Annotated in this window: 7 protein-coding genes and 2 pseudogenes; 3 read left to right on the top strand and 6 right to left on the bottom strand. The window is 60.9% G+C overall.

The genetic code is table 11. The features are described 5' to 3' along the window. Positions 1–361: 361 nt before the first annotated feature. The gene (locus tag OKW30_RS01450) at positions 362–1,639 is read left to right on the top strand and encodes an MFS transporter (RefSeq protein ID WP_429290302.1); all 1,278 of its coding nucleotides are present in this window, start codon (positions 362–364) and stop codon (positions 1,637–1,639) included. A 14-nt stretch (positions 1,640–1,653) separates the two neighbouring features. Here the strand turns inward: OKW30_RS01450 and OKW30_RS01445 are convergent, their stop codons facing one another. Continuing rightward, positions 1,654–2,667 carry a LacI family DNA-binding transcriptional regulator gene (locus OKW30_RS01445; protein ID WP_260336517.1) on the bottom strand — a complete coding sequence of 338 codons (1,014 nt, stop codon included), beginning with the start codon at positions 2,665–2,667 and terminating at the stop codon, positions 1,654–1,656. A gap of 160 nt (positions 2,668–2,827) precedes the next feature. Between OKW30_RS01445 and OKW30_RS01440 the strand changes: the two genes are divergently transcribed. Next, positions 2,828–3,661, top strand: a complete 834-nt coding sequence (locus tag OKW30_RS01440; protein WP_429290303.1) for an NAD-dependent epimerase/dehydratase family protein — start codon at positions 2,828–2,830, stop codon at positions 3,659–3,661. A 961-nt stretch (positions 3,662–4,622) separates the two neighbouring features. Continuing rightward, a pseudogene (locus OKW30_RS01435) lies at positions 4,623–4,772 on the top strand (glycine zipper 2TM domain-containing protein); the annotation flags it as partial. A 333-nt stretch (positions 4,773–5,105) separates the two neighbouring features. On the opposite strand, the pseudogene OKW30_RS01430 reads toward OKW30_RS01435, so the two are convergent. From OKW30_RS01430 to OKW30_RS01410, 5 genes and pseudogenes are all read right to left on the bottom strand, one after another. Next, a pseudogene (locus OKW30_RS01430) lies at positions 5,106–6,682 on the bottom strand (IS3 family transposase). Positions 6,683–6,914: 232 nt separating this feature from the next. Beyond that, positions 6,915–7,991: a hypothetical protein gene (locus OKW30_RS01425; RefSeq protein ID WP_429345777.1), complete on the bottom strand. Its 1,077-nt coding sequence runs from the start codon at positions 7,989–7,991 to the stop codon at positions 6,915–6,917. Between the two features lie 559 nt (positions 7,992–8,550). Next, positions 8,551–9,228, bottom strand: coding sequence for a carbonic anhydrase (locus tag OKW30_RS01420; RefSeq protein ID WP_184039512.1), 678 nt, complete (start codon positions 9,226–9,228; stop codon positions 8,551–8,553). A 10-nt stretch (positions 9,229–9,238) separates the two neighbouring features. After that, entirely contained in the window at positions 9,239–10,561 is a 1,323-nt protein-coding gene (locus tag OKW30_RS01415) for a DUF2254 domain-containing protein (protein WP_429345776.1), read from the bottom strand. A gap of 169 nt (positions 10,562–10,730) precedes the next feature. Next, a complete protein-coding gene (locus tag OKW30_RS01410; protein WP_429345775.1) occupies positions 10,731–13,496 on the bottom strand; it encodes an MGH1-like glycoside hydrolase domain-containing protein in 2,766 nt (921 codons plus the stop codon). Positions 13,497–13,579: the final 83 nt, after the last annotated feature.

The raw sequence follows: 13,579 nt of genomic DNA, 5'->3' as shown, positions 1-13,579 counted from the left end.
CTGTTCGCGCCGACATGAACGACCCGTATTCCGCCCGCGTATTCCGCCCGCTGCGTCCCCTCGATCTCCGTCGACGTCCCACCATCTCGGCCTGACTCAGGCTGCCGCGGACGCCAACGAAAACGATTAACTAAACGTCAGGACGGGATGGTCACACCGTTGGTACCTGATGCGCAAGACTAGGTAAACTATGGGCTAGTAAAAGCATCACAAATATTCTAACCTAGAAAAACGTTTTCCTAACTGGACGTGCTCGTGACGTAACGCCGCCCGCAGTGCCATGCGTCGCGGGCTCGGCGTTCATCGCCATCAATGACACATAGCGCGACGCGACGAGCGACGCCGCGCAACGGAGACTTACATGCAAACTGCCGTCATCGGGCTCGCCCGCACCGCCAGCCGCTACCGCTGGACGGTCTGCGCGTTGCTCTTCTTCGCGACCGTGATCAACTACATGGACCGTCAGATTCTCGGTCTGCTCGCGCCAGTGCTGCAGCACGACATCGGCTGGACCCAGGTGCAGTACGGCCGCATCGTGATCGCCTTCTCGGCGTTCTACGCAGTCGGCCTGTTGTGCTTCGGCCGCATCGTCGACTGGCTGGGCACGCGCATTTCGTACGCGCTCGCCATGCTGATATGGAGCGTGGCTGCAGTCCTGCACGCAGCGGTCGGCTCGGTGACCGGCTTCGCCATGGTGCGTGCGCTGCTCGGCATCGGCGAGGGCGGCAACTTCCCTGCCGCCATCAAGACGACTGCCGAATGGTTCCCGCGCCGCGAGCGCGCGCTTGCGACCGGCATCTTCAACTCAGGCGCCAATATCGGCGCGGTGTTCGCGCCCGCAATCATTCCGCCGCTCGCGCTGGCGTTCGGCTGGCGCGCGGCGTTCGTGATCATCGGGGCGATGGGCATCGTCTGGCTGGCCGTATGGTTCGCGCTCTACCGGTCCGCCGACCCGCGCTCCCACGAGGAGGGGCAGGACGAAGTCGAGGTGCTCGATGCCGCCAACGTGAATGCCCGCGCGCCGGGCTGGGGTGTACTGATCAGAAAGCGCCAGACGTGGGCGTTCCTGATCGGTAAGTTCCTGACCGATCCGGTGTGGTGGTTCTATCTGTTCTGGCTGCCGAAGTGGCTCAACGAGTCGCGCGGTATGGACATGCAGCACATCGGCCTGCCGCTCGTCTGCATCTATGCGATGACGACCGTGGGCAGCATCGGCGGCGGCTGGCTCTCTTCGGCGCTCCTGCGTGCCGGATGGAGCGTGAACGCCGCGCGCAAGACAGCGATGCTGATCTGCGCGTGCTGCGTGCTGCCGATCGCGTTTGTCTCACAAGTCGACAACCTCTGGGGCGCGGTCGCGATCGTCGGACTGGCGGCGGCAGCGCATCAGGGCTGGTCCGCGAACCTCTTCACCACGGCGTCCGATCTCTTCCCGAAGCGCGCGCTGGGCGCGGTGGTCGGCATCGGCGGGATGGCGGGCTCGATCGGCGCGGTGCTGTTTTCGGAAGTGATCGGGCAGGTCCTGCAACGCACCGGCCACTACTGGGTGTTGTTCGCGATCGGCGCGCTTGCCTACCTCGTCGCCCTGGCCGTCATGCAGATGCTGACGCCGCGCATGACGCCCGCGAAGCTCGACGCGTGAAAGCGCGAGGCGTGTCAGCCACAGGCTGCGGTCGATTCACGGACGATGAGCCTCGGCTCGAACGTCGAATGCCCGGCCACCGCGTGGCCCGCGAGCGCGTCGATGAGCTTTTGCATCGCGAGCTCGCCCATCTTCTCGCTCTGGATGTCGACGGTGGTAAGCGCGGGCGCTGCGTACTCGCCGTACGGGACGTTGTCGACGCCGGTCACCGACAGTTCCTGCGGCACCTTGATGCCCAGCGACGCCGCCTCTTTCATGAAGCCGAGTGCGATCAGGTCGTTGTAGCAGATTACCGCCTGTGGCCTGCGCGGACCGAGCATCACGCGCGAGCACGCGTCCTCGCCTGCATGCGCGGTCGGCGCGTGCGCGTCGTACACGTCGAGCGTGAGGCCAGCTTCCTCGAGACACTCGCGCGCACCGCGAATGCGCTCGTCGTTGATGCGCGCCTGCCCGAAACCGAGGTAGGCGATGTGACGATGCCCGAGGTTGAGCAGATGCCGCGCGAGCATGTACGTTGCGAGCCGGTTGTCGATGCCGACGCTCGGGATCGGCAGCGCATCGCTGCGTCTCAACAGCACGAGTGGCTTGTGGAGATCGAGCAGCCACTGCGCCTCGTCGTCTGGTATCCGCGAGCTGACGATCAGGCCGTCGACGCGCTGCGCGAGCGCTTCGATCAGCGGGCGCTCGCGCGCCTGGTTTTCGTCGGTGTCGACGAGCAGCAGCGTGTAGTCGTGGCGCAGCGCGACGCGGTTGGCGCCCTTCACGACGTTCGTGAAGTGCGGATTGCTGATGTCAAGAATGGTCAGCCCGATGGTGCGTGAGCGGCCGGTGATCATCGATCGCGCAAGCGGATTCGAGCGGTAGCCGAGTTCCTCGATCGCCGCCTTCAGGCGCGCCTCAACCGGCGCGGAGAAGCGCTGCGCACCGTTCATGTACTTGGACACCGTGGCGACCGACACGCCGGCCGCAGCGGCGACGTCACGAATCGTTGGGGAAAGTTTTTTCATGCGGAAGGTAACGTTTTCCATTTTGTTAACAGATTGTCGCAGGAAACGCGGTCAGCGGGCAAATGCCACCAGGTTAAACCGCTACCTGGTGGCGGCGTGATCGACAATTGACGCTGTATGTCGCCCGTCGTTATAGTCTGGAAAACGTTTTCCAAAATATCATTTTTCAGGAATTTTCTTGATGAGCCAAACAACCACAGCGTCGCTCAAGCCCTTCCGGCGTCTGCTTCTGACCGGCGCCGCCGGCAACCTGGGCCGCCAGTTGCGCGGCGCGCTCGCCAACTGGGCCGACGTCGTGCGCGTGAGCGACATCGCGAAGCTCAGCGAACCCGCGCCACATGAGGAAACGACCATCGTCGATCTGGCGGACCGGCGGGCGGTGATGCAGCTCGTCGAGGGCGTCGATGCGATCGTGCATCTCGGCGGCATCTCCATCGACGCCCCGTTCGAGGATCTGCTCGGAGCGAACATTGCCGGCACATACAACGTGTATGAGGCCGCGCGCAGGCACGGCGTGAAGCGCGTCGTGTTCGCGAGCTCCAATCATGCGATCGGCTTTCATCCGGTCACCGAAGTGCTCGACACCGACGCGCCGCAGCGCCCGGACAGCCTCTACGGCGTGACGAAGTGCTTCGGCGAGGCGCTCTCGCGGTATTACTACGATCGTTTCGGCATCGAGACGGTGTGCCTGCGAATCGGCTCGTCGTTCGAAGAGCCGAAGAATCCACGCATGCTCGTCACGTATCTGAGCTATCGCGACTTCATCGAACTGGTGCGGTGTTCGCTGTTCACGAACCGCGTCGGGCACGTGGTCGTGTACGGCGCGTCGAACAATCCGGTCAAGTGGTGGGACAATACGAAAGCCAGCTTCCTCGGCTTCAACCCGCGCGACAGCGCTGTGCAGTTCGCAGAACGTTTCCCCGCGACTGCACCGGGCGACTCGCACGACGATCCCGCACAACGCTTCCAGGGCGGCCCATTCGTGCTCGGCGAGCCGATGGAGGCGAAGCGGTGAAGCAGCGCTCGCACCTACTTGACGAGCTTGATACAGGAAACAGGTTACCGCGCGTAAAGGAAGCCAGCATGGATTCATCCGATCGGCCGCAGCTCGCCCTGCGCTCCTCCTCTTGAGACGACGACCCATTTGACGGCCAAGGCAGGCAATATGCACGTGACTTGAAGTAGCTTGTGACGGTAGTGGAGTCGCAGGCAGGCAAGATCGTGCCTCCCCAATTCGCGATAAACAGCATACAACTTCAAACCGTCGTCGAGTTTGCACAAGCCCTCGGGCCCACAGTCGGCACTTCGATTGCGGCCGCGGCGACGACGTAGTTACAAGGACGCGTCGGCCGCAAGGTGCAGATGAAGCTCGGGAATTGAAGCGAGAACAAAGGAAGAGTTCTATCGGTGGCTGATTCAGGCCCTCGGGCTGACGGCCGGGCAGTCCAGTCAAGAAGGTGCGAGTGACCGGACCGGCTGAACCGCCCCCGGGAAAACTTGGAGCGGTTCAGGCAGGCGCGAACGTTAATCGTCGATATCTGTCATTGAGGAGCATTTGCCCTGGTAGCGAGTCGGAAACCGCAATGGCTGCTTTGGCACCTGTGAACCGACGTTCGACAATGCCGTACCAATGTCGCTTCATGGCCGGCTACTGCCGAATGCGGTCTACAGTAGCCGAAGCACTTTTCCTTTTCACGACTCTACCGGAGGCGCGCACCGCACGCGGATCGCTTGCAGGCGCGTGACGTATCGTGGCCCGTTGGAGCGGGTGATGCCAACGCGTCCCGGCGAGCGACAACCGCTTACAAATCTCACAATAGCAGGGTCCACCGGTTTGATGGCATTGGCGTTCTTGCAGGCACATACCATGGAGCCAGCAATGAACACAAACCTGCCTTCCGATTCGTCCCCGCACAGCCGCATTCACCCTCTGGTCGCCGGAGCTGCCGTTGCTGTGATTCTCGCCAGCGGCAAGTATCGAACATGCCGTACGCAAAGATGCCACGTACCAGGTGCAAGTCAGAGTGCAGGATGGCAGTTATCGAAACTTCAACTACGACACGCAGCCTACCGTTCAGGTTGGTGAGCGTGTGCGTGTCTATGGCGATTCGCTGAGTGCTTCGTAAGCACGCAGAGAACCGGAGGGCACAGCGCCTTACAAACGGTTACCAGGCTGACACTTCACGTTTATCTGCCAACTAGAGCTACACATATGGCTATGGGTACGAATACAACGACGACCGTGACAGGCACTGGCACCATGATCATGGTTGGCACAGGGGCTGGGAGCACCATCATCATCACGGGAACGATGACGAATAATCTGGCACTGCACCCAATTCGCGATATCGCAGCGTTGTGCTGACGACGCCGAAGCCTCGTTCTATCTGACCAGGTGCTTACGCCTTTGCTGTAACAGCGGAAATTTTCAAGCTAGTTGTCGCCTCAACGAATAAATTTCAGGCGGCCTTTCGCTCCAGATTGCGGCGTTGTTGATGGATGCCCTGGTCATCGATGCGATCAGGGTTCAGATGCACAGCATCGACGCGCTGCCAGTTGCGCGTGCGGCCCTTCCATCGAAGCGGATTGCGCTGCCGAGCACTCGCGTAAAGCGCCGTGCGTCGTTCCAGAATATCCTGATCGAGGTTGGCATGACGCTGCGCGGGCGTCACAAACCGGATTGCGCTGTGACGATGCTCATCGTTGTACCAGCGCACCAGTGCGCCGACCCAGGTACGTGCGGCCAGCAGGGTATCGAACGCTTTGAGCGGGTAAGCGGGCCGGTACTTCAGGGTCTTGAACAGCGACTCGGAATAAGGGTTGTCGTTGCTCACGCCCGGGCGACTCAACGACGGCATGACGCCCAGCGCCTGGAGGGTGGCGAGCATCGTCGCGCCTTTCATCGGGCCGCCGTTATCCGAATGCAGAATCACCTGGTTGGGCCGTATCGCTTCGCGCGCGCAGAGGTCCCTGAGGACTTCGCTGGCCAGTACGCTGCTTTCCTCGGCATAGACCTGCCAGCCGACGATCTTGCGACTGAAGACATCCAGAAACAGGTAGAGATAAAAATACTGTCCACGGATCGTCGTCGGCAAATACGTGATGTCCCAGGAATACAGCTGGTTCGGCGCGTCGGCGCAAACTGAACGGGGTTTGCTGCGAGCGTGGGCCGGCCGTTCGCTGCGCCGGTGGGCGAGTTGCTTCTCGGCCTTCAGTACCCGGTAGAACGTCGATTCGGAGGCAATATAGCGTTGCTGGTCTGCCAGTCGCGGCACGATCTGGCTTGGCGGCAGATGACCGAATTCGGCCGAGTTCGCGACTGCCAGAAGCTCGGCGCGTTCCTCGGCAGAGAGCTTGTGGCGCGGCTCGTGGTGCCGTAACGAGCGCCCGTCCATCGCGTCAGGCTCGCCCCGCTGCCAGCGCTGAACTGTGCGCGCGCTGAGCCCCAGAATCTCGCACGCGTGCGCCTGCCGAGCCCCGGCCAGGGTCGCCTCGTTGATGAGGCCGATCAATGCCTTGCGCTCTTCAGGGGCCGTCATTCGGCCTCGTCCCCGAGGAGCGCGCGGTACTTTTTTTGCAGCACCAGTAGCGCCGCAGCTTCGGCCAGCGCCTGCTCCTTGCGCTTCAGTTCGCGCCGCAGTTGAACATTGGCCTGCTTCAGATCCCGTACTTCCTGGGCGCTCTCACGTCGGCTACCGGCTGCGCCAACGGCGCAAAAATCCGCTCGCCACTGCGCGAGATGATGCAAAAACAGGCCGCGCTCCCGACACCAGCCGTTCAATGCTTCGTCCGCCAGGCCGTGGCTCTCCTGCAAGGCAATCAGGCGTTCTTCCAGCGACCAGTCTTCCGGACGCCTTGTGTGCCCAGAACTCGAGCTCCGGTTCGCGGCGGCGGTGCCTCTCATCCAATTCCTTAATGTCAGTACGTTCACGTTCAATTCGTCAGCCACGGCGCCAACCGTTCGGCTCCCGCGCTGCAGAACCTTCGACAGCGCCTGCTCCTTGAACTCAACAGAATACGTTTGTTTCGTCTTCAACTTGTACCTCTGACTCTTCTTGATAAGAAAGTTCAGAGGCGACAACTACTATGACGCCGGGGGACAGTGAGGGGCTTGCGATCAATGGAACGGAAGGTGCACCTAAGCGCTGGCCGTTCGCATGATCGCCTGAAGGCGGGAGACCCGCTCGATGCGCCGCTCAAAAGTGCATAAGGGCCCCTTCTCGGCCATGCAAACAGCGGGCGGCTGAATGCGGTCGACTGCGCAACCGTCAGCCGAATGCGTCCTCAACGAACGATGCATAACTCTGCGCATTGGCGAGCACGCGCGGTCCGAAATCCGTATCCTTTGCAAGCGCCCGGCATCGGCCTGGCATAAATGCCTGGTCGACGTCTATCGTCCCGGCCAGTGCATGAGTGAACTCGTGAATAAGGCCCGCGCCACGGCTAATGCTCGTTCCGTCATGAATCACCTGTTGTTCGAGACCGAAGAAGTCGATCGCCAGGTGTATGCTTATTTTCCCGTCACGGCGAACTGTCTTGAGGTCGGGGGCATAGGCCCGGACATTGGGGATGACGCTGCCGCCACCGTAATAGAGGCGCACTGGCCTCATCCGGATGCCCTTACAGACGCATTGCAGCACCGCGCGCACCAACGCGCTTCTGGTTTGACTACCGGACAAGCCCAGTTCTGAGCCGCCTTGGAATCCAAGCGTCGCGACATCCACTTTGTCGTCTGGATTACCGAAATAGCTGGTGAATGTTTCCTTGTACTGTTCCGGTATGCCGGACGAAGCGTGCAAAAGCCGCTGATGCATCAACGTCAGCAGATCGGTGGCGCTCTTGAAGGCATTTTCCGCGCCGAGGAGGAAAGTCGTTTGAACACTTTCGAAGCCGATCGACACACTGTTGAAGTTCTTCAACTGCAGACTTGGAAATCGCTTCGACTGGAAGACATCGCCCGTCGACAGAAGAATTTTCAACCGCATCTCGAGGTCGAGAATATCGCGCCTTTCCAGAATGGGTTTAGCCTTTCTGAGCGTATCCTCATCGAGATTCAGGACGATCGACATCGCCAGCAGCATGGCCGCGACGGCGATTCTCTTAGGATTGTCCGGTGTAGAAAGCAGCGTGCTTTCGCGCCGTAGACCGCAAACCGCCAGAGGATCGGTAATCAACTCACCCGCCTTCCTGACTGATGCGCCCCCCGCGTTTTCCCATTGGGAGACCTTTTTTTCGTGGTACTGCTGCAAGTCACGAAATTTTCCGGGACTGCCGTCAATGTCCTCGATGCCGCCGGGTGGCGCGTGCTTTTTGATGTATGTCCACAGCGTGTTCAAATCGGTCATGTAGGCCTCGTCAGTGTGAGTTCAATGCCGTTGCCAACAGGCGCTGCATGCCACGTTCTGGCAACCAGAACTGCGCTTGCCACAAAGTTCGGTGATCGCATTTCGACTTCAATCACTCCCCTATCTCATCTCCATGCCGACTGCGAAACATCGCCCGTTTTCATGCATGTAGATTGCGTACGCGCGCCTCTTAAGATCCGACGCATGAACTGTAGATAGCAATATTCGCGGTGACATGTTCTTCTGCCAGAAAGTGTGCGGAAGCGAACATTGAAACAGAACTTGCCGTCTGCATCGCGACGCAGGGATTGCATTGGTCGCTAGGGCCTGTTCACGCTAATAACGGGCCCTTCTGGCGGCCAGCCCCGGGAAGGATTTTTTTAAAACAGGGGAACGTGCCTTTGCGCCCGTATTGCGGCGTCGGTCGTCGCTTGTTTGGCTCGGCCAAACGGCGCTCCTCTCTCCTTGCACTACGCGCGCAAAGGCACGTTCGCAAGCCCGTTATTAGCGTGAACAGGCCCTAGCGACATGCCGGTCCCGTCGCGGGCTTCGCAACCCGTCACCTTGCCCGTGCGGCAAGGCGCGCAATCATCCGATCAGCCATTGTGCGATCGATGACTGCGAATGAGCGGCTCGTGCGCTCATAGGCATACATGGCGCCCGTCGCGATGTCGAACCACCAGCCGCTCAATACGAGTGCCCCGGCAGTGACCTGCTGGCGGACGATCGGGTAGGTCATCAGGTGCTCGAGTTGCACGAGTACGTTGAGTTGCGACAATTGATCGTGCGCTTTCAAGCTGTCGTCGAGCGGACCTTCCTGTTCGAGGCGAAACGCTGCGTTGTTGGCGTGGCATAGCCATTTATCGAGGTTTGGTGATTTCAGCTTGGCGTGCCTGGAGAATACGGCCTTCATCGCGCCGCACTCCGAATGTCCACACACGACAATATTCGCGACTTTCAACACCAGCACGGCATATTCGATCGCGCTTGCCTCGGAAAGATCTCCGGTAGAGACGCCCTCCGCAGTCGCCGGTGGTATCAGATTGCCCACGTTGCGCATCGTAAAGAGATCGCCGGGATGGGTCGATGCAAGCAGATCCGGCACGACCCGGCTGTCCGAGCACGTTATGAAGAGCGCATCAGGTGTCTGCGCGAGCGCGAGTTTGCTGAACTGCTGCGCGTATTGCGGCAGCAATTTCTCCCGGAATTCAACGATGCCCATGATGAGTTTTCGCATGGTTTGCCTCTCAAAGGACCGGTTGCCTTGCTGTCAAGCTTTCCGAGCCTCCAAGCCCTTGCGAGTCGGGGATACGGGCCAGCGCCAGGTCCTCCGGAAATGGATGCTTCGAGCCGATCGCACGGTCCAGCAGGGTCAGCTCGACACGCAAGGCGTCGTGACGATGCTCCGGCAAGCACTGAAGGAGATTCTCTATCGCCGCGCGCTGACGCCGCGCGATCTGAATGCTGCCCGCGCCGTACTGACGTATTTCGCGGAAACTGATATGCACGAAATCTTCCCAGTTCGGCGTTCGATAGATGACGCGCACAAGTCCGGACTTATCCGTCATCTCTTCGGAGTACAAAGACCGTTTTCCGACTACACGCAATAGCCGCTGCAACTGATCGATGGCCAACACGGCCGTTGTTGGATCGTTGATCGCAGCCGATAACGCTTTCAGCGCAATATCAACAAGGATGCGAAACGCGAACATAGGATCCTGTTCCATCGTGCGTTCAGTCCCAAAAGCAACCAGTGTACGCAGCTGGTTTTCATCGATTGCGTCAGCGTCTCCGTACAAGTAAAACAAGGGTTCGTCCACCGCGACAAAGTCGCCGACTTGCGGCACGAATTCGATAACCGAGTTAGTGCGCCTCGCCTTGGCGACAAGTCTTTCGAGATTCACGGCCAGAACGATGCCGGATGTACCGCTATGGCGAACAATGCGGCCAGGTACGCCTCGCTCGTGGTCAAGTCTCGGCGGGGTGATTCGACCCGTCGCCGGGTCGGGATAGACGCTTTCGATGACCGCGATCCCGTGCTCCCCAACCCGAGCCACGAGGCTTACTGGACGCAGGCATTTCGCCGCATAATCAATCAGGAAAAGGAATGCGACGACAGAAGCGAATCCGAATAGCGCTGCAATGAATACCTGAAGCTGGTGCACCTCGCTATCACCCATCCAGCCCAGGGTTCTGTTGGCGAACAGAAGCGTGAATACGAACAGTCCCGAGATGCTGCGGATCACGTTATCGCGCAGCAAGGTCGTCGCGATGATCCGCGGGGTATATTGACCGCCAGCGACCTGGATTGCGACGAGCAGCGAACCGAAGGTAAACACCAGAAACGCCAGGTCTGCGGAAACGATGTCGCCGACAAGTGACCGCGCTCCAGTCATGGACAGCGCAAAAAGGCCGGTTTTCGGATCGAGGATGTCGTGTCCGATCATCCACCTTCCCAGCATTTCAGTGAGCGGCTTTACCACGGCATAGATCGCCACCGCGACGAGCGGTACAGTCCACAGGGAAGATCTGAGGTAACTCTTCAAGCTGTACCAGCGGTTCCAGTCCATGTTTGCGCTCTTCCTACGATTCATGCGGCAGCGGAGGCCGAAACGTTCGCGGTTCGCCTTTGACGATGCACGTGACCTTCAGGTCGGTCAATCAGACTTTGGTCCGATAGGTCGAGGACATAGCGTTTCCGGAATCGCGTCTCGATCGATTCCGGATTTTCGAGCCCGTCTATCGCGCCATCGCGGGCAGCGAATCTTCGGCGACGGGCGCGCCTGCCGGCGCGTTTTCGGCAGTGACATCGGTCGCCACGTGGGCCAGCTTCATCAGACGCGGCTGAAGCAGCAGCGCGACGAGACCGCTCCAGCCGGTCTGGTGCGAAGCGCCGACGCCACGTCCGCTGTCGCCGTGAAAGTACTCGTGGAACAGCACGAGATCAGACGAGTGCGGGTCGGCCTGCAACTGCGGATAAGCCGCCATCACGGGCCGCACGCCGTGCTCGTCCTTGAGAAAGAGGGTAGTGACACGCCGCGCGAGACCGTCGGCGATCTCGCTGAGCGAGCACCGGTTGGCCGATCCTGTTGGATATTCGATGCGGAACTCGTCGCCGTAGTAGCGATGGAATTCATACAGCGATTCGATCAGCAGATAGTTGACGGGCATCCACACAGGCCCGCGCCAGTTCGAATTGCCGCCGAATACGCGCGAGTCCGATTCGGCCGGCTGATACGCGATGCAGACATGCGCGCCGCCATGATCGAACTCGTACGGTGTATCGCGATGCACGCGTGACAGCGCGCGCACGCCGTGATCGGACAGAAATTCGTCTTCGTCGAGCGCGCGGCGCAGCAGTGCCGTCATCCGGTATCCGCGCAGTAGCGAGAGCAGCGTGGTGTTGCCTTTGCCCGGTTCGGTCCAACGCGATACGAGTTTGGCCAGATTGGGCCGGTGATCGAGAAACCACGCGAGCCGTTCTCGCAGGCCGGGCAGGTGGCCGTATATGCGTTCTTCGAGCACATGCACGGCGAACAACGGAATCAGGCCGACGATCGAGCGAACGCGCATCGGCACACGGGTTCCGTCTGGAAGATGCAGTACGTCATAAAAGAATTCGTCGTGACCGTCCCATAGCCCCGTTCTGCAACCTTCGCTGCAACCGACGGCTTCTGCGATATACAGGAAATGCTCGAAAAACTTCACCGCGATTTCGACGTACGCGTTGTTCGTCATCGCGAGCTCGAGTCCGATCTGCATCAGGTCGAGCGCATACGAGGCCATCCAGGCGGTGCCGTCCGCCTGGTCGATGCGGCCGCCCGTCGGCAGCGGGGAAGAGCGGTCGAAGATGCCGACGTTGTCTAGCCCGAGAAAGCCGCCCTGGAAGATGTTGCGGTCCTCTGCATCCTTGCGGTTGACCCACCACGAAAAGTTCAGCAGCAACTTGTGGAACATCACCTCGAGAAACTTATGGTCACCGACGCCCGTGACTTCACGGTCGAGTTCGTACACGCGCCACGTCGCCCATGCATGAACGGGCGGATTCGCGTCGCCGAATGCCCATTCGTAGGCGGGCAACTGCCCGTTCGGATGCATGTACCGTTCCTTCACGAGCAACAGCAGCTGTTTCTTCGCGAAGTCGGGGTCCATCATGGCGAACGCGGCGGCATGAAACGCGAGATCCCAGGACGCGTACCACGGGTACTCCCACTTGTCCGGCATCGATACGACGTCGCCGTTGCACATATGCCGCCAGTCGGCATTGCGCCCGTGCCGGCGTCCTTTCGGCGGCTTCGGCTGACCGGGGTCGCCGTCGTGCCAGCGCGTCACGTCGAACTGGTAATACTGCTTCGTCCATAGCATGCCGGCGAGCGCCTGGCGTTGCACGAGCCGCACATCGGCGTCGCTGATGTCGTGCTGGAGCGCCGCGTAGAACTCATCGGCCTCCGCGATCCGGCGCGCGAACAGCGCTTCGAAGTCGAGCGGCACGTCGTCGCGCGTGATGCCCGGTAGTGCCGCCGGACGCCAGCGCAGATACAGCACCGCGCGCTCGTGCGGCGCGAGCGACAGGGCCACGTGCGCGGCAGCGCGGGTGCCTGCGTCGCGGCGTATCGCGTGCTCCTCGCCATCGACGAGGTAATCGTTGAAGCCATCCTTGAACGGGCCTGCGCCGGCGATGCCGAAAAGGCGGCGGACGTTGGTTTCGTTTTCGCAGAACAGCCATTCGATCGGCTGCGGCGCCGAGGCCGTGACGATCAACGTGCCCAGCGCGGGATTGTGCGCGATCACGCGCGCGCCCTCGGCGGACTCCGGCTCGAGCGTGAGCGACGGCTTGCCGGGCTTGCCTGACCACGCCCAGCGGTTGCGCGCCCAGAAGAGCGGCAGCAGATGGAGTGGCGCGTGCTGATCCGCGCGATTTTCGACGGTTACGCGCATCACGATGTCGTCGGGTGTGTGCTTCGCGTACTCGACCCAGACGTCGAAATAGCGATCGTCGTCGAACACGCCCGTATCGAGGATTTCGTATTCGGGCTGATCGGCGCCGCGCCGGCCGTTTTCCTCGATCAGGTCCTGATACGGGTACGCATCGTGGGGGTATTTGTACAGCATCTTCATGTACGAGTGCGTCGGCGTGCCATCGACGTAGAAGTAAAGCTCCTTCACGTCCTCGCCGTGATTGCCTTGCGCATTGGTCAAGCCAAACAGCCGCTCCTTCAGGATGGGATCGCGCCCGTTCCAGAGCGCGAGCGACACGCACCAGTCGAGCGGGTCGTTGCCGAATCCGGCAATGCCGTCCTCGCCCCAGCGGTACATGCGGCTGCGCGCATGCTCGTGGGGGAAATACTCCCATGCGGTTCCGTAGTCGCTGTAGTCTTCGCGAACGGTGCCCCACTGCCGGTCGCTCAGATAAGGCCCCCAGCGGCGCCAGCAGTCGAGGTCCTGGCCATGCAGACGGAACCCTTCCTTCGAATGGAGCAGATCGTTTGCGCGTAGCGATGACATGTGACCTCCCAAACCGGGATCGACCGTCGAACACGTTCAGTGCGTGAGTCCCGCCCATCCCGTCACGCGTGCGGCGCCGGGCG

This window comes from Paraburkholderia sp. Clong3 (assembly GCF_050436485.1).
GTDB lineage: Bacteria > Pseudomonadota > Gammaproteobacteria > Burkholderiales > Burkholderiaceae > Paraburkholderia > Paraburkholderia tuberum.
The sequence above is the reverse complement of the archived record's forward strand: the minus strand, read 5'-3'. Positions and strand labels throughout refer to the sequence as shown.